Source organism: Streptomyces sp. NPDC058691 (assembly GCF_042714775.1).
Taxonomy (GTDB): Bacteria; Actinomycetota; Actinomycetes; order Streptomycetales; family Streptomycetaceae; genus Actinacidiphila.
Map to the genome: position 1 here is coordinate 39,874 of NZ_JBHXSO010000006.1, position 22,140 is coordinate 62,013.

Consider the following 22,140-nt stretch of genomic DNA (forward strand, 5'->3'; position numbering starts at 1 on the left):
GAGCGATCGTGGCGCGCGTCAATGCGGCTCCCACCCATCATCAGGACCTGATCGCCTGGGTCGGCGAGATCGCCGAACTGACCCAGCCCGACGAGATCGTGTGGTGCGACGGCTCGGAGGAGGAGTACCAGCGCCTGGCCGACGAGCTCGTGAAGCAGGGCACCTTCAAGAAGCTCGACCCGATCAAGCGCCCCAACTCGTACTACGCCGCCTCCGACCCGACCGACGTCGCTCGTGTCGAGGACCGCACCTTCATCTGCTCGGAGAAGGAAGAGGACGCGGGTCCGACCAACCACTGGAAGGCCCCCGCCGAGATGCGGGAGATCTTCACCGGTGAGCGCGGGAGTACCTCCCAGGCCGAAGGCTCTGGGGGACTCTTCCGCGGCGCCATGCGCGGCCGGACCATGTACGTGGTCCCGTTCTGCATGGGCCCGCTCGGCTCCGAGCTGTCCGCGCTCGGCGTGGAGATCACCGACTCCGCGTACGTCGCCACCGCCATGCGCACCATGACGCGCATGGGCCAGGACGTGCTGGACGAACTCGGCGAGGACGGCTTCTTCGTGAAGGCCGTGCACACCGTGGGCGCCCCGCTGGAGCCCGGCCAGGAGGACGTTCCGTGGCCGTGCAACTCCACCAAGTACATCTCGCACTTCCCCGAGGCGCGTGAGATCTGGTCCTTCGGCTCGGGCTACGGCGGCAACGCGCTGCTCGGCAAGAAGTGCTACGCGCTGCGCATAGCCTCGGTCATGGCGCGTGACGAGGGCTGGCTGGCCGAGCACATGCTCGTCCTGAAGCTCACCCCGCCGCGCGGCGGGACCGAGGCCGTCAAGTACGTGGCCGCCGCCTTCCCCAGCGCCTGCGGCAAGACCAACCTCGCGATGCTGGAACCGACCATCCCCGGCTGGACCGTGGAGACGATCGGCGACGACATCGCCTGGATGCGCTTCGGCGAGGACGGCCGCCTCTACGCGATCAACCCCGAGGCCGGCTTCTTCGGCGTCGCGCCGGGCACCGGCGAGCACACCAACGCCAACGCGATGAAGACCCTGTGGGGCAACTCGGTCTTCACCAACGTCGCCCTCACCGACGACAACGACGTCTGGTGGGAGGGCATGACGGAGGAGCTTCCGGCCCACCTCACGGACTGGAAGGGCAACTCCTGGACGCCGGAGTCCGGGACCCCCGCAGCCCATCCCAACGCCCGCTTCACCGTCCCCGCCGCCCAGTGCCCGACGATCGCCCCCGAGTGGGAGGACCCGAAGGGCGTGCCGATCTCGGCCATCCTCTTCGGCGGCCGCCGCGCCTCGGCGGTCCCGCTGGTCACCGAGTCCTTCGACTGGCAGCACGGTGTCTTCCTCGGCGCCAACGTCGCCTCCGAGAAGACCGCCGCCGCCGAGGGCAAGGTGGGCGAGCTGCGCCGCGACCCGTTCGCGATGCTGCCGTTCTGCGGGTACAACATGGGCGACTACTTCGGCCACTGGGTCAAGCTCGGCCAGCGGCACGACGCCGACAAGCTCCCGAAGATCTACTACGTGAACTGGTTCCGCAAGGACGCGGACGGCCGGTTCGTGTGGCCGGGCTTCGGCGAGAACAGCCGCGTGCTCAAGTGGATCGTCGAGCGCCTCAACGGCGAGGCCGAGGGCGTCGAGACCCCGATCGGCGTGCTGCCGGCCGAGGGCTCGCTCGACATCACCGGGCTGGACATCGAGCAGAAGGACCTCGACCTGCTGCTCTCGGTCGACGTCGACACCTGGCGCGAGGAGGCCTCGCTCATCCCGTCCCACCTGGAGACCTTCGGCGACCACACGCCCAAGGAGCTGTGGGACGAGTACCGCGCCCTGGTGAAGCGCCTGGGCTGACGCCCACCGGAATCCGGGGCGCCCGGCCCTCCTCGCGTGTGCGGCGCGGGCGGGCGGTCCCGGCGGTAGGCACGGCCTCGGCGGCGGGGGATCCCTGACCCTGACCACCCCCGCCGGACGGGTCCGGCCGACCCTCACAAAGCCCGGGGCCCGGGCATGACGCGTGCGACGTCATGCCCGGGCCCCGGGTCGTCCATGGTTCAGACGGTTGCGGCGTGGACCGCGAGACGGCGCTCTGCGAGCGCCGCGGCCTCCGTGTTCTGCCGTGACTCGGCGACGACCAGTGCCCGGCCGGCGAGCGCGTGCGCCCGCCGGTGGAGGGCCGCGGTGCGGGCGGGGTCCCCGGCCTTGCGGCCGACGGGGAGCCGCAGCGGCCGACGCCCGTGGTGCAGGGCCGCCACCGCCTCCGCGAGCTGTTCCGCCGCCCGGTCGAGCTCGGGGCACGGTGCCAGCCCCCGCAGCTCGTCGGTGACGGTCAGCAGGGCGGCGAGGTGTCCGGCGAGCTGGAGGTCCAGCTCCTCGTCACGGCTGCGCAGCGGAAGGCCCGGCGCCGCCGTATGGACCGATTTGGTGCGGATCGGCTCGTACATGGGTGCACTCCTCCTGCGTTCAGGAGTACATCCTAGCTTGGACTCAGTCTAAGGAGCGAGTGATTCAAGACATTGGTCCGGACTATGGCTGGCCGTAACCGTCCAGGAACCGTCCGATGCGGCCGACCGCGTCCGTCAGATCTTCCTTCGACGGCAGCGTGACCAGCCGGAAGTGGTCCGGCTCCGGCCAGTTGAAGCCGGTGCCCTGCACCACCAGGATCCGCTCCGCGCGCAGCAGGTCCAGCACCATCTGCTGGTCGTCCTTGACCTTGTAGACCTTGGGGTCCAGCCGCGGGAACGCGTACAGCGCCCCCTTGGGGCGGACGCAGCTGACCCCCGGGATCCGGGTGAGCAGGTCGTACGCGACGTCGCGCTGCTCGGCCAGCCGGCCGCCCGGCAGCACCAGGTCCTTGATCGACTGGCGGCCGCCCAGCGCGGTGGCCACCGCGTGCTGCGCCGGCACATTGGCACACAGCCGCATGTTGGCCAGGATCGTCAGGCCCTCCAGGTAGCTGGTCGCGTGCTCCTTGGGGCCGCAGACCGCGAGCCAGCCGCTGCGGTAGCCCGCCACCCGGTAGGCCTTCGACAGCCCGTTGAAGGTGAGGGTCAGCAGATCGGGGGCGATGGCCGCGGTGGGGGTGTGCGTGACGCCGTCGTACAGGATCTTGTCGTAGATCTCGTCCGAGCAGACGATCAGGTTGTGCCGGCGGGCGATGTCGGTCAGCTGCCGCAGCAGCTCGTCGTCGTACACCGCGCCCGTCGGGTTGTTCGGGTTGATGACCACCAGTGCCTTGGTGCGGTCGGTGATCTTCCGCTCGATGTCGGCGAGATCCGGGAACCAGTCCGCCTGCTCGTCGCAGCGGTAGTGCACCGGGGTGCCGCCGGACAGCGAGACCGCCGCCGTCCACAGCGGGTAGTCCGGCGCCGGGATCAGCACCTCGTCGCCGTCGTCCAGCAGCGCCTGCATCGCCATCTGGATCAGCTCGGACACCCCGTTGCCGAGGTAGATGTCCTCGACGTCCAGGTCGATGCCCTTGGTCTGGTAGTGCTGCATGACCGCCCGCCGCGCGGGGAGGATGCCCTTGGAGTCGCCGTAGCCGTGCGCGCCGCTGAGGCTGCGCAGCATGTCCTCCAGGATCTCCGGGGGACACTCGAAACCGAAGGCCGCCGGATTGCCGGTGTTCAGCTTCAGGATGCGGTGACCTGCCGCCTCCAGCCGCATGGCCTCCTCCAACACCGGGCCACGGATGTCGTAGCAGACGTTGGCGAGCTTCGTGGACTGGATCACCTGCATGTCCGCGAGCTTACGGCCACGCCATGCCGGTCGCCCCGTGTTCTTGGCCACGTGTGAGCCGTACGGGTGACGTCACGGGCGCGCCGAGCGCGCCGACCGGACCGAGCGTCCCGCCAGCACGTCGGTGCGGCGGCCGTCCTCGATGACGAAACGCCCGTCGATCAGCACGTACGGAATGCCCGTGGGCAGCGCGCGCGGCCGCTCGAACGTCGCGCCCGCGGCCACCGTCCCCGGGTCGAACAGCACCAGGTCGGCGCGGTGGCCCTCGCGGATCAGCCCGCGGTCGGCCAGCCCCAGCCGGGCGGCGGGCCGTCCGGTCAGATGCGCGACGCACTCCTCCAGCGAGAGCACCCCCAGTTCCCGCACGTAGCGGCCGAGATAGTGCGGGAACGTGCCGTACGCGCGCGGATGCGGCTTGTCCCCGACGAGCAGCCCGTCGCTGCCGCCGGTGTGCACGCGGTGCCGCATGATCGCCCGGACGTTCTCCTCGTGGCCCACGTGCTGGAGGATCGTCGTCCCCAGCCGGTCCTCCAGCAGCAGTCGGCGCGCCGTGACGAAGTCCGGTACCCGGCGGCCCACATGGGCCGCGAGCGCCGGCGCGCGCACCCCGGACACCTCGATCGTCGACCAGTCCACCGGCACCCCGTGGCAGCCGTCCGACCCCTCCACCTCCATCGCGTGCCGGATGCGCTCCGCCTGCGCGTCGTCCCGGAGCCGGGCGAGGGCCGCCTCCGGGCCGCCCTCCGTCGCCCAGCTCGGCAGGGTCGCCGCGAGCGTCGTGCTGCCCGGCAGGTAGGGATACGTGTCGAGTGTGATGTCCGCGCCCGCGGCGAGCGCCTCGTCCAGCAGCGCGAGCAGCTCCGGGGCGCGGCCCCGGTTCACCCCGAAGTTCATCGTCGCGTGCGCCAGGTGCAGGGCGCAGCCGGCCTCGCGGGTCAGCGCGATCATCTCCGCGTAGGCCTCCAGCGCGCCCGCGCCGTAACTGCGGTGGTGCGGGCAGTAGTAGCCGCCGTGGGCCGCCACGACCCGGCACAGCTCGGTCAGTTCGGCGTCCGAGGCGTACATCCCCGGGGTGTACGTCAGCCCGGACGACATCCCCACGGCCCCCTGCGCCAGCCCCTCGGCGACCAGTTCCCTCATCCGGTCCAGCTCCGCCGGGGTCGCCGGGCGGGCCTGCCACCCCACGGCCAGCATCCGCACGGTGCCCTGCGGGACCAGGTACGCGGCGTTCACGGCGATGCCCCGGTCGAGGCGGTCCAGGTACCCGCCGACGCTGCGCCAGTCGTACTCCAGGCCCTCGGGGTCGCCGTTCCACCCCGCGAGCTGGCCGCGCAGCGTGTCCAGGGTGCGGTCGTCCACGGGGGCGTACGACAGGCCGTCCTGGCCCAGCACCTCCAGGGTCACGCCCTGTGCCGCCTTCGCCTCGTGCGCGGGGTCGGTCAGCAGGGCGAGGTCGCTGTGCGCGTGCATGTCGATGAAGCCGGGCGCGAGGGCGAGGCCGGTGGCGTCGAGGGTGCGGCTTGCGGTGCGGGCGCAGCCGATTTCTGTGATGCGGCCGTGTGTGATGCCGACGTCGGCGGTGTAGGGGGGGTTTCCCGTGCCGTCCACGATGGTCGCGTTGCGGATGGCCAAGTCCATGTGCGGGGCCGTCTCTCTTCCGTTGGTTTTTCCCCGCCCTCCCTCCCGGGTGCCCTGTGAAGTCTGGCCGGCCCGGCGCGCGTGTGTTCCTGGGCCGGGTTCGGGGCCTCCGGGGCCGGCCATTCTGGACAGCACATTTTGGTGCCTCGGGCACTTTGCGTTGGGCACTCCGGGCTGTGCACCCAAATATGCTCCACAGTCCAGAACGCCCACCCCTACGACCCCGCCCCCTCCGTTTCGTCATGCGCCTGATCCTCAGTGGGGGGTATGGAGGCGGACCGGGGTGACCCCGGTTGCCTCGATCCACCCCACCGGCCCGCCAGGCCCTGCCCCAACATTCGGTCGGGGGACCCGCTGTGGGCACGACGTGGCGGCCGCTGCGGTCTGCGTTGGCGGTGACGGCTGCTGGCGGCCGATGCCGTTGCGCGCAGCACCAACGGGGCCTGTGCCATTGACCGCGAGCCCTATCGAGGTCCCCAGGGGAGCGGAATGCGACGGCCACTGGGGTTTGTGTGTGAGCGGTGGCGGCTGGGCGGCTGATGTGCCGCTGCACCGACCGTGGGCGCGCGCCATGGCTGCTTTCTACCCCCCACTGGGGATCAGGCGCGAACACTACGGAGGGGGCGGGGGTGGTGGGGGCACCCCCGGCCGAAGGCTGGGGGAGGGTGGGTGTTCTGGACTGTGGAGCATATTTGTGTGCGGTATCCGGGGCGGGATGGGATAGGCAGGTGCTGGAAACGCACGTAAATGTGCTGTCCAGAATGGCCAGCCCCGGAGGCCCCGCACCCGGCATCCACTGAAACGCGCGCCGGGGCGCGTGACTTCACAGGGCACCCGGGCGGGAGGGCGGGGAAAAAACCTACCCGGACCTCAGAAGAACGTGCGGATGAAGTCCGTGACGCGGCCCGCCTTGTCCACGACGGGAAGACAAGGCCACTTGTCGAACGCCGTGCAGGGATGCGACACCCCCAGCCCCACCCAGTCGCCGACCGCCAGGTCACCCCCATCGGGCGTCACGGACACGAACGCGTGCTGGTCGGCGAGCTTCGTGACCGTCAGCCCGGCCGCCGGGACGGCGGAGCCGTCGGCGCGGCGCACGACCTGGGGTACGGGGAGGCCGAGGTCGTACGGCGCGTCGCGCTTGCCCGCGTTGAGGAGGGCGAGCCCCGGTTCGGGCCGGGAGAGGACCTGGGCCCACAGCCGGAACGCGGGCTCGAGCGACCCCTCCGCGGCGATGCGGTCGTGGAAGGGGGTGACGTCCGCGTAGTGGACGTCGTCGTGGGTGACGTAGGCCCCGGAGCGCAGAAGCTTCAGCACGGGCCGCGACAACGGCTCCAGGGAGCCGAAGGCTTCCGCCACCGCGTCGAACCACTCGCTGCCGCCCGCGCTCACCACGATCTCCTCGGCCGCGGCGAAACGCCCCGCCGCATCGAAGTCCCGTGCCAGCTCGACGAGTTCGGCGATCCACGCCCGAGGGTCCGCCGCAGGCGCCTCGTAGCCCGCGACGCCGACCAGCCGCAGGTGCCGCGCCGTGGTCACCGCGTCCGCGACGCGTGCCGCCTCGGCCGCCCCGCGCACTCCCGTGCGGCCACCGGCGGCGCCGAGTTCGACCACGACGTCGACGACGTGGGTGAGGGCCGCGTCCATGAGCTCGACGCCCCGTACGGAGTCGACGTAGCAGACGAAGCGGAAGTCCGGGTCGCCGGCGAGTTCGCGGGCCAGCCAGCGCAGTGCCGCCGCGTCGACGAGTTCGTTGGCGAGGAAGACCCGCCGCACGCCGAACGCCCGGTAGACCCGCACCTGGTGCGGGGTGGCGGCGGTGATGCCCCAGGCGCCGTACTCGAGCTGGCGGGCGAACAGCTGCGGGGCCATGGAGGTCTTGCCGTGCGGCGCGAAGGCGAGCCCGTGCTTGGCCGCGTACGCGGCGAGCTGGGCGAGGTTGTGCTCCAGGGCGGGCGCGGAGAGCGTGAGCAGCGGGGTGGTGAAGCCGCCGTCGAACAGGGAGCGGCGCTCGGCGGCGAGTTCGCCGAGGGTGCGTCCGTCCGCGTCGGGCGGAAGGCCCTTGAAGCGGTGGTCCACGCGTTCCTCGCGCAGCTCGTCGATCCGCATCGCGCCTCCCTGGCGTGTTGCAATATGTGCAACGGTCATTGCGTACTGTGTTGCGCCGTGTCTAACATCCCTGCCGGTGCCGGGTCAACGGTGCCCGGAAGGGAGCCCAAGTGACCGTGGACGTCGTGTGCGTGGGCGAGTCCATGGTGACCTTCGTGCCTTCCGTACCCGGGCAGCGCCTCGCCGAGGCCGGCTCGTTCGCGCGCGGCACCGGCGGCGCCGAGTCCAATGTCGCCTGTGCGCTCGCCCGGCTCGGTCACACCGTCCGCTGGATCAGCCGGGTCGGCGCGGACCCGTTCGGGGACCACCTGCTCGCGGAGATCGCCGCGGCCGGCGTCGACGTCTCCGCCGTGCATCGCGATCCCGGCCGCCCCACCGGTGTCTACTTCCGCACCGGGGACGGGGAGCTGGCCTACTACCGGGCCGGCTCGGCCGCCACCGCGATGGACCCGGCGAACGTCGGACGCCGGGACGCCTGGGCGGGCCGGGTGCTGCACCTGTCCGGCATCACGGCCGCGCTCTCGGCGGGCTGCGCCGACCTCGTGCGCGAGCTGACCGCGCCAGGTCCCGGGCGCCCGCTGGTCTCCTTCGACATCAACTACCGCCCCGCGCTGTGGCGTTCGCGCGACCCCGCACAGCTCGCCGCGCTGGCGCGCCGCTGCGACCTGGTCCTGGTCGGCGAGGACGAGGCGCAGGCCGCCTGGGGCCTGCCGCACGCCGACGCCGTGCGCGAGGCGCTGCCCGAACCCGCCGTCCTCGTCGTCAAACAGGGCGCGCTGGGGGCCACCGCGTACGAGGGCGGCGCCGGGGGCGTCTTCGTCCCCGCGGCCGCCGCACCCGTGGTCGACCTCATCGGCGCGGGCGACGCCTTCGCCGCCGGATTCCTGTCCGCGACGCTGCGCGCGCTGCCCCTGCCGGACCGCCTCGCCCGCGGCCACGCGTTGGCCGCCGCGGCGATCGGGGTACGCGGCGATTCGCTTGCCGCCCTCGGCGAGCAGGCATGGGGGAGACTGCGCGCATGAGCCAGACCGTGGACCGCGCGCTGCGCATCCTGCCCCTGCTCGCCGAAGGGCCCGCCAACCTCGAACAGGTCGCCACGCGCCTGGACGTGCACAAGTCCACCGCGCTGCGGCTGCTGCGCACACTGCACGAGCACGGCATGGTCTACCGCCAGGACGACCAGCGCTACCGCCTGGGCACCCGGCTGTTCGCCCTCGCCCAGGAGGCGATGGAGAACCTGGACGTCCGCGGCATCGCCCATCCCCACCTCGTCGCCCTGAACGAGCTGACCGGGCACACCGTGCACCTCGCCGTCTACGAGGAGGGCGAGGTCGTCTACATCGACAAGGTGGACAGCCGTTATCCGGTGCGCATGTACTCGCGGATCGGCAGGCCCGTCGCCATCACCGTCGCGGCCGTCGCCAAACTGCTGCTGGCCGACCTGCCCGAAGCCGAGCGGCGCGCGGTCGCCCGGGGGCTGGAGTACCCGCGCTACACCTCCCGTTCGACTCCGGACGCCGCCGCCCACCTGGCCGAACTCGCCCGCGTCCGCGAGCAGGGCTGGGCGAGCGACCTCGGCGGGCACGAGGAGTCGATCAACTGCGTCGCCGCGCCGGTCCGCGGCGCCGACGGGCGCGTCGCGGCCGCCTGTTCGCTGTCCGCCCCCAATGTGGTCGTCAGCGCCGAGGACCTGCTCAGGCTCCGGCCGCAGGTCCAGCGCACCGCGGAGGCGATCAGCCGCGAGTACTCCGGAAAACCCAGCCAAGGAGCCCGATGAGCGAGAAGACCGCGATCACCCCGGCGAGCCACGCCACCCCGCCGGCCAAGTTCTCCCACGGTGTCCGCAAGGGCAACATCCTGCAGGTCGCCGGCCAGGTCGGCTTCGGGCCCGCCGTGCCGGGCCAGGCCCCCGCGCCGGTCGGCCCCGGGCTGCGGGAGCAGACCCTGCAGACCCTCGCCAACGTGCTCGCGGTCCTGGAGGCGGGTGGCGCCTCCTGGGAGGACGTCGTCATGATCCGCGTCTACCTCACCGACACGGCCCACTTCCCCGAGTTCAACGCCCTCTTCGACGAGTACTTCGCGGACCTGAAGGGCGCCCCCGCCGCCCGTACGACGGTCTACGTCGGTCTGCCCGCCGGGCTGCTGATCGAGATCGACGCCCTGGCCGTTCTCGGCTGACGTGGGACACCGCGCCCCCGGGGGACGGGACCTCTCCCGGGGGCGCGGTGCGGCGGTGGGCGGTGGATCCGGCGTACTACGGCAGCGCGTGCACGTGCGGGCCGACCGTGCCCGAGAATCCGTTGCCGTTCGTCGCGTCCCAGTTGGTGGACCAGGTCATCGCGCCGCGCAGCCCCGGCCAGGTGGTGGAGGGCTTGAACGAGCCGCAGTTGGTGCCCTTGGTCAGGCAGTCCAGGGCGTTGTTCACGACGGCCGGCGAGACGTAGCCGCTGCCCGCCGCCCGGGTGGACGCCGGCAGGCCGAGACCCACCTGTGAGGGGGCCAGACCGCTCTGCAGCTGGATGCAGGCCAGGGCGGTGATGAAGTCGACCGTGCCCTGCGAGTACACCTTGCCGTCGCAGCCGTTCATGGAACCGCTGTTGTAATACTGGGTGTTGACGACGGTCAGGATGTCCTTGATGTTGAGCGCGGTCTGGAAGTAGCCGAAGGACGTCGACTGCATGTCGATGGTCTGCGGGGCCATGGTGATGACCAGCCCGGAGCCCGCCTTGGCCGACAGGGAGCGCAGCGCCTGCGTCATGTAGGTCGCGTTGATCCCGTTCTCCAGGTCGATGTCGACGCCGTCGAACCCGTACGTCTGCATCAGCGAGAAGACACTGTTGGCGAAGTTGTTCGCCGAGGCGGAGTCGGTGACGCTGATCGTGCCGTTCTGGCCGCCGACGGAGACGATGACCTTCTTGCCGGCCGCCTTCTTCGCCGCGATGTCGGCCTTGAACTGGCTGACGGAGTAGTTCAGCGCGGGGTCCAGGGTGAAGGAGACCGCGCCGGGCGTGGTGGTGGCGTCGGCGAAGCTGACCGCGATGATGTCGTACTGGCTCGGGACCTGGGCGATGGTCTGCACCGTCGCGCCGTTGTTGAAGTTCTGCCAGTAGCCGGTGAGCACGTGCTTGGGCAGCGAGCCGCCACCGGTGGGCGTCGGGGTCGGCGTGGGGGTGGGGGTCGGCGTGGGAGTCGGCGTCGGGGTCGGCGTGGGGGTCGGGGTGGGCGTCCCCGAGCCGGGCGCGCCGAGCAGGCTCACGTCGTCCGCGAGGTACGCGGGCTGCGCGTACCAGCCGTGCAGGTAGACGGTGACCGAGGTGGTGCTCGCGCCCGTGGTGAAACTCGTGGACAGCGGCTGGTACGAGGTCGCGGACGGGGTCCAGACCGAGGCCTCCGCCATGCCGGTGCCGGTGGCGCCGAGGTAGACGTAACTGCCCTGGACGAACGCGCTCAGGGTGTACGTCGAGTTGGGCCGGACGCTGATGGTCTGCGAGCAGCGGGAGTTGTCCGAGGAGGACGGCGTGCCCTGGAGGGCCTTGGTGCCGCCGTGCACGGGGGAGCCGACGACCGCGCCGCTGGAGGCGGTGCAGGACCATCCGGACAGGCCGCTCTCGAATCCGCCGTTGGTCACGAGGTTGGTGTCGGCGGCGTTGGCGCTGCCGGAGTTGGCGACGAGTCCCGCCACCGCGAGGGCGGCGGCACCGACGGCCGCCGCGGCTCTGAGGGCGGTGCTCCGAGGGCGTGCGAGTTCCACTACTGCCTCCTGGGGGCGAGGAGTTGGGCAACGGGTACGCGAGTGGCCACTCTTGTGAGGTCGAAGTTTGGTCCAGACCAATCCTTCGGTCAATACCCCCCACCCACCTCACCGCCCCACCGCCGCGCCCGCGCATATGCGCCGAGCATCTGCACCCGCACGCGTATTCGCCCCGTCACTTGGGTACCGACTTCATCAAGTGTTCGGCGACTTAGCGCACTGCTCCCACTACACACCGATAGGCTCACCGCGATGGGACTGGGCGGGAGTTCCGGGAGGCAACGGGTGTCGAGTGTCATAGCGGTCACGGCGGACGACCTCGCGCTCCCCCTGGAGGAGCACGTGAGCCGCACCGTCGCCGCCCTGGAGACCCACGGCCACCTCGTCGTCCTCGTGCCGCCCGACCCCGCCGATCCGGTGCGCCGCCGCATGCACACCGTGCGGGCCGCCCTGGAGGCGGACCGGGTGGCGATCGTGCCCGTCGACCTGCCGCCGCTGGCCGCCGTGCTGCTCGCCGAGCAGTTGCGGCAGCTCGCCGCGACCGACCTCGGGCCGGGCGTGCTCGCGGGGGCCGCCCGTCTGCTGTCGCACTACCTCCACTCCGGGGCCCTGGTCGGTTCCGTCGCCAAGCTCGACCGCGTGGAGGTCCCCGTCGCCGCGCACCTGAAGTCGCTCATGCCGGGACGCCACTTCGCCGTCCTGGCCCACCCCGAGCCGCACCTGGTCGAGGCCGACCCCTCCGCCGTGCCGGCCGGCCCCGCCTTCCTCACCCAGCTCGCCGTCGCCCAGGGCCACGGCGTGGACCCCGGCTGGGTCACCGGCCCGCTCGCCCGCGCCTGGCGCGCCCAGCACGTGCGCGAGGTGCCGCTGCCCGCGGACTCCGCGCGCTGGTGGGGGACCGGAAAGCTGGTGGAGTTCACCGCCTACATCGCCGACGTGGGCGTGCTCTACCAACTGGTCACCTCGGTGCGCCGGGACAGCTGCGGCTGGTGCGGTCTGGCGGTCATCGGCGACCGCTGCCTGTTCTGCTCGGCCGCGGTGGACGGACTGCAGCGCATCCGGCCGCCCGAGCGGCCGCGTCAGGTCGTGCACGCGCAGCGGCCCCCGCACACCCTCGCGTCCCGCACCGCGCCCTCCCTCCCGTCTCCTCCTCCCGAAGGTTCCCCCCACCAGCACTCGGCACTTGAGCGATAGGGCCCCACCTCTATGAACTCACGTCAGCGTCGCGGCGTCGTCCTTCTCGTGGTCTCCGCGCTCTGCGCGCTCGCCGCGTTCGCGGGAGTCGTCAGCGTCATCGGCGACGCGCGCTCCCAGGTCGGACCCAAGGTGACCGCGTACCGGCTGGCCAAGGACGTTCCCGCGTACGAGTCCATCGGCCGCGGCCAGCTGGAGGCGGTCCGCATACCCGAGCGCTGGCTGCCGGCCACGGCCGTCCGCGAGATCGGGCAGCTCAACGGCAAGATAGCCGCCGTCCCGCTGGAACGCGGATCGCTGCTCCAGACCGACATGGTCGCCGAACGGCCCGCCCTCCAGGCCGGGCAGATGGAGATCGCGATCATGATCGACGCGGAGACCGGTGTGGCCGGCAAGATCACACCGGGGGCCAGGGTCAACATCTTCGCGACCTTCGCGCCCCGCAAGGACACCGACCCCGAGGTCTCGAAGATCATCGTGGCCAACGCCCGGGTCATCGACGTCGGCGAGATCAAGGCGTTCGACACCGGCGGCGACAGCCAGCGCGCCAGCAGCAAGGGCGTCCCCATCACCTTCGCCCTCGGCGCGGAGGACGCCCAGCGCGTGGCCTTCGCCGAGTCCTTCGCCCGGCATGTGCGCCTCGCCCTGGTCGCTCCCGGCGACGACACCGCGCCCTCCGAACGGGACCGCACCTACACCCTCGCCCGTGACGGAGCCGCCTCGTGAACGGCGTCCGCATCCTGTCCGGCACCCCGGACCCCGACACGGCCCGCGCGCTGACCGGGCTGCTCCACCAGCTGCCCGGCGCCGAACCCGGCCCCGCGCTGCCCGACTCGACCACCCTGCTCGACGTCCTCGCGCGGGCCGCCGACACCGGGATCGACGAACTGCCCGAGGCCGTCGTCGTCCACGACCGGATCAGCCCGATGCCCGCCCTTGAGGTCATCCGGGAGATCGCGCTGCGCTTCCCGGCCGTCGGCGTCGTCCTGCTCACCGCCGACCCCAGCCCGGCCGTCCTGTCCGGAGCCATGGACGCCGGGGCGCGCGGCGTCGTCGCACTGCCCCTGTCCTACGACGAGCTCGGGGCCCGCATCGAGGCGGCCGCCGGCTGGGCGGTGGGCGTGCGCCGCCATCTCAGCCCGCAGCAGGCCGCGTTGCCGGCCGTCCCCGGCGGGACCATGGTCGCCGTCGCGGGCGCGAAGGGCGGAGTCGGCACCACGGTGATCGCCGTGCAGCTCGCCCTCGCCGCGCAGGCCGCCGGCAAGTCCACCGCCCTGGTCGACCTCGACCTCCAGGGCGGCGACATCGCCTCCTACCTCGACGTCCAGTTCCGCCGCTCGGTCGCCGACCTCGCGGACATCCCCGACGTGACCACCCGCGTGCTCCAGGACGCCATGTACGTCCACGAGGCCGGGCCCGCGCTGCTGCTCGCCCCCGGCGACGGCGAACGCGGCGAGGAGGTCACCGACCGCTCGGCGCGGCATGTGCTGCACGCGCTGCGGCAGCGGTACGAGGTCGTCGTCGTGGACTGCGGCACCCAGATGACCGCGGCCAACGCGGTCGCCGTCGAGACGGCCGAGACCGCGGTGCTCGTCACCACCCCGGACGTCGTCGCGGTGCGCGCCGCCAAGCGCATGGTGCGCATGTGGGACCGGCTGCAGATCCGCAAGCCGCAGGACGTGCTGGTCACGGTCAACCGGCACACCCGCGGCAGCGAGATCCAGCCCTCGCTGGTCGCCCGCATCACCGGGACGAAGGTCTCCGCGGCCGTCGTGCCCGCGGCGTTCAGGGAACTGCAGGCCGTCGTCGACGCCGGGCGGCTCCAGGACCTCGACAACCGCTCCACCGTCAAGCAGGGCGTGTGGGCCCTCGCCGCCGAGGTGGGCCTGTCCGGGGCGGGGAGCGCCCTCGTCCCCCGGCGGGGCCGGCGCACGCGGGGCGACCAGGGCCAGGTCGCGCTGGAGACGCTCGGCATGACGCCGCTGATCCTGCTGGTGCTGATCCTGGTCTGGCAGGCCGTGCTCGCCGGCTACACCTTCACCCTCGCCGGACACGCCGCCGACCAGGCCGCCCGCGCCGCCGCCGTCGGCAAGGACGCCCGCGCGGCGGCGGTCGACGACCTGCCGGGCGCGTGGGACCAGGTCACCGTGGACTCCGGCAAGGCCGACGGCATGGTGGACGTGACGGTGGGACTGAAGGTGCCCGTGCTCTTCCCCGGCGCCGTCGACTTCCCGCTGTGGGTCCACGGCCACGCATCGGCGGTCGACGAGGAGGTGGACGCCCCGTGACCGGCCGCTCCCGGCGGCGGGACCGGGGCAGCGCCTCGCTGGAGTTCCTGGGGATGCTGCCGATCCTGCTGCTCATCGCCCTGGCCGGCGTCCAGTTGGGTCTCGCGGCCTACACCGCGGCCCAGGCCGGCACCGCCGCCCGCGCCGCCGCCCGCATGGAGGCCCGCCACGACCACCCCGTCAGCGGCTCGGCGGCCGGCACGCAGGCCGTCAGCTCCTGGCTGCGGGACGGCACGAACGTGACGACCGGCGAAGGCGGCGACGCCACGCGCGCCACGGCCACGATCGAGATCCCCTCGGTGATCCCGGGCCTGAGCCCCGGCTCCGTCACCCGCACCGCCACCATGCCCAGGGAGGACCAGGACAACGGGGAAGGAGCGGACGGATGAGCCTGCGCGACCGCATCGCCGCCGGCGACGACACCGCCCCGCAGACGCAAGAGGGCCATCTCGTCGCCGTCTACCGCGCCAAGCTGCTCCAGGAGATCGACCTCGCCGAGATGTCGGCCCTCGCCGCCGCCGAGCGCCGCGTGCGTCTGGAGCGCGTCCTCGGGCACATCATCAGCCGCGAGGGCCCCGTGCTGTCCACGAAGGAACGCACGGGCGTCATCCGCCGGGTCGTGGACGAGGCCCTCGGCCTCGGCATCCTCGAACCGCTGCTGGAGGACGCCTCGATCACCGAGATCATGGTCAACGGCCCGGACAAGATCTACATCGAGCGCGGCGGCCGGGTCGAGCCCGTGGCCGCCCGCTTCAGCAGCGCCGAGCAGTTGCTGCAGACCATCGAGCGGATCGTCTCCACGGTCAACCGCCGCGTGGACGAGTCGAACCCGATGGTCGACGCGCGCCTGCCGTCCGGCGAGCGCGTCAACGTCATCATCCCGCCGCTGTCCCTGACCGGCCCGATCCTGACGATCCGCCGCTTCCCCCGCGCGTACACCCTGCACGAACTGATCGGCCTCGGCACGCTCGACGAGCACATGCTGATGCTGCTCTCCGGGTTCGTCCGGGCGAAGTTCAACATCATCGTCAGCGGCGGCACCGGCTCCGGCAAGACCACCCTGCTCAACTCCCTGTCGGGGCTGATCCCGGACGGCGAGCGCATCATCACCGTCGAGGACGCCGCCGAACTCCAGCTCCAGCAGGAGCACGTCGTCCGCCTGGAGAGCCGGCCGCCCAACGTCGAGGGCCACGGCCGGATCACCATCCGCGACCTGGTGCGCAACTCGCTGCGCATGCGGCCCGACCGGGTCATCGTCGGTGAGGTGCGCGGCGGCGAGACCCTGGACATGCTCCAGGCGATGTCGACCGGCCACGACGGCTCGCTGGCCACCGTGCACGCCAACTCGGCCGAGGACGCGGTGCTGCGGCTGCAGACCCTGGCGTCGATGTCCGAGGTGAAGATCCCCTTCGAGGCCCTGCGGGACCAGATCAACAGCGCGGTGGACGTGATCGTCCAGCTCCGCCGCGACGTGGACGGCACCCGCCGGATCGCCGAGATCGCGATGCTCTCCTCCCGCGGCCGGGACGTCTTCCGGCTCACCACCGCCACCCGCTTCCGCGCCGAGCCGATGGGGGCCGACCGGATCGTGCGGGGCTGGTTCCAGCACCAGCCGGTGCCCCGGGAGATGGCGGAACGCCTCTACCTGGCGGGGGAGTCGGTGCCCGCGGCCTTCGGGGTCGGCGAGACCGAGCTGGAGCTGTCGACCAGGGAGGCGAAGTGAGTTCCGCGACGATGGCACTGTCCGTGCTGGGGGTGACCGGCCTCGCCCTCCTGCTGGGCGTGTGGGGGCTGCACGCCTGGGCCGGGGGCCGCGCCGACCGGGCCGCCCTGGTCGACCGGCTGGCCGAAGTCCCGGCCGGCCGGCGCAGCGCGGTCGCCTTCTCCGGGCTGGACCGCCGGGTGCGGACCACCCGGTGGGGCCGGCGGCTCGCGGGCCGGCTCGCCGCGACCGGCACCGATCTGACCCCGGGCCAGTTCACCGCCGCCGCGGTGGGCGTGGTCGGCGGGGCGTGGCTGGTGGCCGATGTCGTGCTGGCGCCCTTCTTCGGGCCGATCGCCGCACTGCTCGCGGCGTGGGCGGTCAGCTCCTTCCTCGGCTGGCGGCGGCGGGTGCGCACCGAGCGCTTCATCGCCCAGCTGCCCGATCTCGCCCGCGTACTGGCCAACGCCACCCAGGCCGGACTCGCCCTGCGCACGGCCGTCTCCATGGCCGCCGACGAACTCGACGCGCCGGCCGGTGAGGAACTGCGCAAGGTCGCCGACGCGATGGCGCTCGGCCACTCCATTGAGGACGCCCTGGAGGAACTGCGCGAACGCCTCCCGAGCCGGGAACTGGTGGTACTGGTGTCGACCCTCGTCCTGTCCTCGCGGGCCGGCGGCTCGGTCGTGGAGTCGCTGCGGAACCTCACGGTGACCCTGGAGGAGCGCAAGGAGACCCGGCGCGAGATCCGCACCCAGATGTCGCAGGTCACGGTCACCGCCTACGCGGTGCCGTTCATCGGCATCGGATCCCTGCTGCTCCTGGACCGGATCATGCCGGGCTCGCTCGGCGCGATGACCGGCTCGGGTGCCGGGCGGATCGCCGTCGTCGTCGCCCTCGGCCTCTACGTCGTCGGCTTCGCCCTCATCCGCCGCATGTCGCGGATCGACGTCTGAGGGGGGTGGGGCACCGGTGATCTCCCTCGCTCTGGCCGCCGTCGCCGCGCTGGCCGTCCTCGGCCTCTGCTACGGCATCGGCCTGTACCGCTCCGAGGTCAAGCTGCCGAGCGACCTCCAACTCGCCCTGGAGGTCGGCCGGACCCGCACCACCCGGGTCGGCAACGCCGTCGACCGCCTCGGCATGCGCTGGGCACCGCTCGTGCTGCGTCTGATGGGCCCCGCCCGCGTCAGCCGCGTCCGCGCCCGCATCGACCACGCGGGCCACCCCTACGGCCTGACCGTGGACCGCTACGCCGCCCGCCGTGCCGTCTACGGCGCCCTGGGCGCGCTGGCCGCCCTCGTCCTCCTCCGGTCCGGCCACTGGTTCGCCGCGCTGCTGATGGTCGCGTACGGCCTCGGCTGGACCGACCTCGGCATCTGGCTCGCCGTCCGCAAGCGCCGCGACGAGATCGAGCGCACCCTCCCGGACTTCCTCGACGTCCTCGCGGTCGTGGTCAGCGCCGGACTCGGCTTCCGGCAGGCCCTCGAACGCGTCGCCTCCGTCTACAAGGGGCCCTGGAGCGACGAGATCCGCATCGCCCTGCGCCAGATGGACGTCGGCGTCAGCCGCCGCGACGCCTTCGACCAGTTGCGCAGGCGCAACAGCAGCGAGCAGGTGGGGCAGTTCGTCTCCGCCCTCCAGCAGGGCGAGGAACTGGGCGCCCCCATCGCCCGCACGCTGCTCCAGATCGCGACGGACATGCGGCGCACCGAGGCCCAGAACGCCCGCCGCCGCGCGGCCCGCACCGTGCCGCGCGCGACGGGCGTCATCACGACGCTGCTCGTCCCCGCGACGATGATCCTCCTCATGACCGGGACGATCCTCGGCTCCCGGATCAACTTCGGCGATCTGCTGGGGTGACGGGGACGTGGGTGAATGGCCGGGGAGCGTGGTGGGTAGTGACCGAAGCCCGCCATCGGGTGCGGAGCTCACGGCTGCGGTGTACATTTGCAGTCGCAACCATCTTTGCACCTGCAATCAAGCACGGATCGCAGCGGGTTGGCCCGAGGGGAGGCGGTGCACCGTGAACCTCGCCGCCGCCCTGTCCCGCCGCGACAGCCAGAGCCCGGCCGACGCAAGGTGCGCGGCCGGCGTACGTCACGTGACTACCGTTTGGGGCACGGAAGATGAGCAGGTGGGTTGTGAAACGGCTGACGGCGCTGCGCATGCGCATCCGCGCTGGTGGCGACTCGGGACAGACGTCGTTCGAGTACCTGGGGATCGCGGTCGTGATCGCGGTGATCATCGGGGTGTTGGCGACCACGGACATCGGCCAGGCCGTCAAGGACGGCATCATGACGGCCATTTCCAACATCGTCGGCAGCGGCTGATCCGGCGAGGGCACGGGGATGCGGGTCAGACACTAGGCCTGTACATCGTCGCTGTCGGGGCCCTGTTCTTCCTTGCCTTCGCATTCTTCGCGGTGGGCCAGGCGTCCTCTGTGCGCAACGGTGCGCAGACCGCAGCCGACGCGGCGGCCCTGGCTGCTGCCCGGGAGACCCGCGACGGCATCCGCGACGACTTCCTGGACGCACTCGAGGCCGGAGACCTCGACAAACTGACGGACCTGCTCACCGGGAACGGCATGGACGGTGTGGGTGCGTGTGGCGCGGCGGGCACCTTCGCCGCCGAGAACGCCGCGGTCATCGACACCTGTGACCTCGTCAGCGGACCGAGTGGCGCAAAGGTGTCCCTCCACACGGAGGGGACCGTGGGCAAGTCGGTCGTGGACGGTACCGAGAGCATCCACGCGCACGCCACCGCTACCGGGGTGGTCGAGCCACGCTGCGCGGTGGACGAGAAGGATGGCGACACCGTGAAGTTCACGTGCGACAACGGGACCCTGAGCGTGGACCCGACGGCCGACGACTTCGATCTCAACCTGGCGGAGTTCTACTCCGTCCATCTCAGCGAGTGAGGAACGGGGGACCGATGCGATTCCGGCAGCGAGTGAAGGGCCGCAGGGGCATGACCGTGCTGGTCGTCACGGCGGGCCTGGCCCTTGCCCTGACGAGTTGCGGAGGCGGTGGCGGCGACGACAAGCCCGAGGGGAAGGCGCCCTCGAAGTCCGGTGCCACACCCAGCAGTCCGGGCGCGGACGACACGTCGCCTTCTGCGGAGCCCACGCAGATCCTGGCCCAGATGAAGGGTGAGAAGGACGTCACCGTCACGCTGAACGAGGCCAAGCGGGACTCCGGCGGATTTGTCACCGTCAAGGGGACGCTCACCAACAACGGCACGTCGATCTTCAATGCCACCTCGTGGGTGGGGCAGGAGATCGCCGTTCAGAAGTCGGGTGCCTCCGTCGCGGGAGCCGTGCTCGTCGACGAGGCGGGCAAGAAGCGCTACTACGTCCTCCGGGACACCGAGGGCAAGTGCCTCTGCACCATGGGGCTCAACCTGATCAAGCCGGGCGAGACCCGGCCGATCTTCGCCCAGTTCCCGGCGCCGCCGGCCGCCACCACCGAGGTGGAGTTCCAGTTGCCGACGATGCCTCCGGCCAAGATCACGATCTCGGAGGGGTGAGCCATGCCCCGTCCCCGACCCGTGGCCGCGGCCGCGCTGGGTCTCGCGCTGGCGCTCGTCACGCCGGCGGCGCACGCGGACGACGTTCCGACGGCGCAGCCGACCCCCTCCGCGCCGACCGCGGTCGACGCGAACGACCCGGATCTGGAGCTCCCGGAGGGGGCGAAGCTGGCGCCGCCGAAGGTGCTGGACATCGTGTCGGTGACGGACGGGTCCTCGTCCGAGGACGCCTCCGCCGAGGACGGGGAGGAGCGGCACGAGGAGTCCAACTCCTCCGTGACGTACGCCCTCCAGGCCGACGTGCTGTTCCCGAGGGACAGCGCGAGACTCAACCCCGCGGCGGCAGCGCGGATCAGGGCGATCGCGTCCGACATCGACGCCAAGAACGTGACGCAGCCGATCCGGGTCTTCGGCTTCACGGACAACCTCGGCTCCTACGAGCACGGCGAGGTGCTCTCCAAGAAGCGCGCCGACGCCGTCTACAAGATTCTCTCCGGCCGGTTGGCCTCGCTCGGCAACGACAGCCATGCCTTCCAGGTCCGCGGCTACAGCGAGGACTACCCGATCGCCGACAACTCCACCGAGGCGGGCCGCAAGCAGAACCGCCGGGTGGAGATCACGTTCCGGCCCTCCTAGCGGGGGCGGCCGACGAGGCCGGGTCAACGGCGCGACTCACCCGGGCGAGGTATCCGGGACCCGTGATTTGTTAAATTCCTCGTCTGCCCGCGTGGTCACGTGGAGTGACGAAATGGGCACGCCATCGGTATGTTTTGGGGAGAAGGACACCGCTTATGGGGCTAAAGGGGTGAATCGGATTCCGGGTGGGGTCCTTTCTGAAGGGAACCTTCACATCTCCCTCATGACCTTGGTCCTGCACTGCGGCGGATTCGCGGTACCTTGGAAACCCCCCCCTCGGGCCGGTCCGCTCTCCCCCCCTGCGGACCGGCCCGTCTCCTTTTGCCCGACGGGGCCGGGAACCCGAACACGCACCGTGATCGCAAGGTGTCCCGTGGGTACCGCCGGGCGCCGGGTTTCCGGTCAGCGCTCCCGCGGCTCCACGGCCACCGGCTCCACGCCCACCGTCACCCCGCGCACCAGCCCCCAGCCCGACATGGCGCCCGCCTCGGCCTCCAGCACATGCCGGGCCCGCAGCCGGGGCCGGCCGATCCGGCCCGGGGCCATGGTGCGTACGGCCAGCACGCGCAGCCGCCGGTCGAGGTAGGCGACGTCGATGGCGAAACGCATGCCGAGGGTGTGGACGCTCCCCGCGGGCGTCAGCAGCAGGGCCCCGGTGACACCGTCACGCCCCAGCAGACCGCGGGTGCGGGCCCGGTAGGAGGCCGCGATCTCCAACGGCACCGTGCCATCGGGCAGGCGCAGTCGCGCGGTGCCGTCGCGCAGGCGGGTGCGCATTGCGGTCACGTCCCTTCGGGTCCCGGGCCCGTGTACGGTCGCCCGGTGCATGTCTATCCGATCGCCGTGGCCGCCGTGTGGGGAACGGGCGCGGGCCTGGTCCTGCCGCGTGCGGTCCACCGCCTGGCGGTCGGTGAGGAGCAGCCGTGGCGGACCGAGAGCCCCGAGGGGCTGATGTATCCGGCGGGAGTGGCGGGCTGGCTGGGGCCGGTGCGGAGCGCGGAATGGGCGGCCGGCCGGTGGTACGCCCTGTTCACGGCGGCGGTGTGCGCGGCGCTGGCCGGCCGCCTGGGGGCGCGGCCCGAGGTCGCGGTCTGGCTGCTGCTGGTGCCGGCCGCGGTACTGCTCGCCCGCGTCGATCTGACGGTGCTGCGGCTGCCGGACGTGCTGACGCTGCCCGCCGCCGTGGGGACGGCCGTGCTGCTCGGGGTCGCCGCGCTGGCCCCCGGGCGTGCCGGGTCGTGGCCGCGCGCCCTGCTCGGGGGGCTGGCGCTCGGGCTGCTCTATCTCGTCCTGCACCTGGTCAACCCGGGCGGCATGGGCTTCGGGGACGTCAAGCTCGCCCCCACCGCGGGGCTCGTGCTGGGCTGGTACGGCTGGGACACGCTGGTGGCCGGGACCTTCACGGCCTTCGTGCTGGGCGCCGTCACCGGGCTGGCGCTGCTGACGGCCCGTCGCGCGGACCGCGGGACGCCGCTGCCCTTCGGGCCGTTCATGCTGGCCGGCGCCCTGGCCGGGGTGCTGCTGCTCCCCTGACCAGGACGCCGGCAGGAGCGC

Annotated in this window: 22 protein-coding genes; 16 read left to right on the forward strand and 6 right to left on the reverse strand. The window is 72.1% G+C overall.

The genetic code is table 11. The features are described 5' to 3' along the window. Window positions 1–8 precede the first annotated feature (8 nt). Entirely contained in the window at window positions 9–1,859 is a 1,851-nt protein-coding gene (locus ACFWVC_RS06240) for a phosphoenolpyruvate carboxykinase (GTP) (RefSeq protein ID WP_384278835.1), read from the forward strand. Window positions 1,860–2,059: 200 nt separating this feature from the next. Here the strand turns inward: ACFWVC_RS06240 and ACFWVC_RS06245 are convergent, their stop codons facing one another. The 4 genes from ACFWVC_RS06245 to ACFWVC_RS06260 form a co-directional block, all read right to left on the reverse strand. After that, window positions 2,060–2,449, reverse strand: a complete 390-nt coding sequence (locus ACFWVC_RS06245; protein WP_384278840.1) for a hypothetical protein — start codon at window positions 2,447–2,449, stop codon at window positions 2,060–2,062. Between the two features lie 82 nt (window positions 2,450–2,531). Then, window positions 2,532–3,743: a pyridoxal phosphate-dependent aminotransferase gene (locus ACFWVC_RS06250; RefSeq protein WP_384278845.1), complete on the reverse strand. Its 1,212-nt coding sequence runs from the start codon at window positions 3,741–3,743 to the stop codon at window positions 2,532–2,534. A gap of 72 nt (window positions 3,744–3,815) precedes the next feature. Further along, on the reverse strand, window positions 3,816–5,381 hold the full coding sequence (locus ACFWVC_RS06255) for an amidohydrolase family protein (protein ID WP_384278849.1): 1,566 nt from the start codon (window positions 5,379–5,381) through the stop codon (window positions 3,816–3,818). A gap of 870 nt (window positions 5,382–6,251) precedes the next feature. Next, window positions 6,252–7,490, reverse strand: coding sequence for an alanine racemase (locus tag ACFWVC_RS06260; protein WP_384278855.1), 1,239 nt, complete (start codon window positions 7,488–7,490; stop codon window positions 6,252–6,254). A 116-nt stretch (window positions 7,491–7,606) separates the two neighbouring features. Between ACFWVC_RS06260 and ACFWVC_RS06265 the strand changes: the two genes are divergently transcribed. From ACFWVC_RS06265 to ACFWVC_RS06275, 3 genes are read left to right on the forward strand one after another with little or no spacing between them, the layout of a single operon-like run. Beyond that, complete coding sequence (locus ACFWVC_RS06265) at window positions 7,607–8,512, forward strand: sugar kinase (protein WP_384279567.1); 906 nt, start codon at window positions 7,607–7,609, stop codon at window positions 8,510–8,512. Further along, complete coding sequence (locus ACFWVC_RS06270) at window positions 8,509–9,267, forward strand: IclR family transcriptional regulator (RefSeq protein ID WP_384278862.1); 759 nt, start codon at window positions 8,509–8,511, stop codon at window positions 9,265–9,267. The genes ACFWVC_RS06265 and ACFWVC_RS06270 overlap by 4 nt, the downstream gene beginning before the upstream one ends. After that, window positions 9,264–9,668 (forward strand): RidA family protein, encoded by a 405-nt coding sequence (locus ACFWVC_RS06275; RefSeq protein ID WP_384278866.1) that lies wholly within the window; start codon window positions 9,264–9,266, stop codon window positions 9,666–9,668. Before ACFWVC_RS06270 ends, ACFWVC_RS06275 begins: the two co-directional genes overlap by 4 nt. Before the next feature lie 76 nt (window positions 9,669–9,744). Here the strand turns inward: ACFWVC_RS06275 and ACFWVC_RS06280 are convergent, their stop codons facing one another. After that, the gene (locus ACFWVC_RS06280; protein WP_384278872.1) at window positions 9,745–11,241 is read right to left on the reverse strand and encodes a chitinase; all 1,497 of its coding nucleotides are present in this window, start codon (window positions 11,239–11,241) and stop codon (window positions 9,745–9,747) included. A gap of 285 nt (window positions 11,242–11,526) precedes the next feature. Between ACFWVC_RS06280 and ACFWVC_RS06285 the strand changes: the two genes are divergently transcribed. The 11 genes from ACFWVC_RS06285 to ACFWVC_RS06335 all read left to right on the forward strand — a co-directional run bounded on the left by ACFWVC_RS06285 (window position 11,527) and on the right by ACFWVC_RS06335 (window position 20,586). Further along, window positions 11,527–12,435 (forward strand): hypothetical protein, encoded by a 909-nt coding sequence (locus tag ACFWVC_RS06285; RefSeq protein WP_384278877.1) that lies wholly within the window; start codon window positions 11,527–11,529, stop codon window positions 12,433–12,435. Window positions 12,436–12,447: 12 nt separating this feature from the next. Beyond that, a complete protein-coding gene (gene cpaB, locus ACFWVC_RS06290) occupies window positions 12,448–13,161 on the forward strand; it encodes a Flp pilus assembly protein CpaB (protein WP_384278884.1) in 714 nt (237 codons plus the stop codon). Beyond that, the gene (locus ACFWVC_RS06295) at window positions 13,158–14,723 is read left to right on the forward strand and encodes a CpaE family protein (RefSeq protein ID WP_384278888.1); all 1,566 of its coding nucleotides are present in this window, start codon (window positions 13,158–13,160) and stop codon (window positions 14,721–14,723) included. Before cpaB ends, ACFWVC_RS06295 begins: the two co-directional genes overlap by 4 nt. After that, complete coding sequence (locus ACFWVC_RS06300; protein ID WP_384278893.1) at window positions 14,720–15,112, forward strand: TadE/TadG family type IV pilus assembly protein; 393 nt, start codon at window positions 14,720–14,722, stop codon at window positions 15,110–15,112. The genes ACFWVC_RS06295 and ACFWVC_RS06300 overlap by 4 nt, the downstream gene beginning before the upstream one ends. Next, window positions 15,109–16,446, forward strand: a complete 1,338-nt coding sequence (locus tag ACFWVC_RS06305; protein ID WP_384278899.1) for a CpaF family protein — start codon at window positions 15,109–15,111, stop codon at window positions 16,444–16,446. The genes ACFWVC_RS06300 and ACFWVC_RS06305 overlap by 4 nt, the downstream gene beginning before the upstream one ends. Window positions 16,447–16,457: 11 nt before the next feature. Then, on the forward strand, window positions 16,458–17,381 hold the full coding sequence (locus tag ACFWVC_RS06310; protein ID WP_384279571.1) for a type II secretion system F family protein: 924 nt from the start codon (window positions 16,458–16,460) through the stop codon (window positions 17,379–17,381). Between the two features lie 19 nt (window positions 17,382–17,400). Further along, window positions 17,401–18,285, forward strand: a complete 885-nt coding sequence (locus ACFWVC_RS06315) for a DUF5936 domain-containing protein (RefSeq protein ID WP_384279574.1) — start codon at window positions 17,401–17,403, stop codon at window positions 18,283–18,285. 266 nt (window positions 18,286–18,551) lie between these two features. Beyond that, entirely contained in the window at window positions 18,552–18,755 is a 204-nt protein-coding gene (locus tag ACFWVC_RS06320; protein ID WP_384278904.1) for a hypothetical protein, read from the forward strand. Beyond that, window positions 18,755–19,342 (forward strand): pilus assembly protein TadG-related protein, encoded by a 588-nt coding sequence (locus ACFWVC_RS06325; protein WP_384279579.1) that lies wholly within the window; start codon window positions 18,755–18,757, stop codon window positions 19,340–19,342. The genes ACFWVC_RS06320 and ACFWVC_RS06325 overlap by 1 nt, the downstream gene beginning before the upstream one ends. Window positions 19,343–19,392: 50 nt before the next feature. Further along, window positions 19,393–19,950: a hypothetical protein gene (locus ACFWVC_RS06330; RefSeq protein WP_384278909.1), complete on the forward strand. Its 558-nt coding sequence runs from the start codon at window positions 19,393–19,395 to the stop codon at window positions 19,948–19,950. A 3-nt stretch (window positions 19,951–19,953) separates the two neighbouring features. Beyond that, a complete protein-coding gene (locus ACFWVC_RS06335) occupies window positions 19,954–20,586 on the forward strand; it encodes an OmpA family protein (RefSeq protein ID WP_384278916.1) in 633 nt (210 codons plus the stop codon). A gap of 402 nt (window positions 20,587–20,988) precedes the next feature. Here ACFWVC_RS06335 and ACFWVC_RS06340 read toward each other — a convergent pair whose 3' ends face one another. Further along, a complete protein-coding gene (locus tag ACFWVC_RS06340) occupies window positions 20,989–21,363 on the reverse strand; it encodes a DUF192 domain-containing protein (protein WP_384279582.1) in 375 nt (124 codons plus the stop codon). A 45-nt stretch (window positions 21,364–21,408) separates the two neighbouring features. Between ACFWVC_RS06340 and ACFWVC_RS06345 the strand changes: the two genes are divergently transcribed. Continuing rightward, window positions 21,409–22,119 (forward strand): prepilin peptidase, encoded by a 711-nt coding sequence (locus ACFWVC_RS06345; RefSeq protein ID WP_384278922.1) that lies wholly within the window; start codon window positions 21,409–21,411, stop codon window positions 22,117–22,119. Window positions 22,120–22,140: the final 21 nt, after the last annotated feature.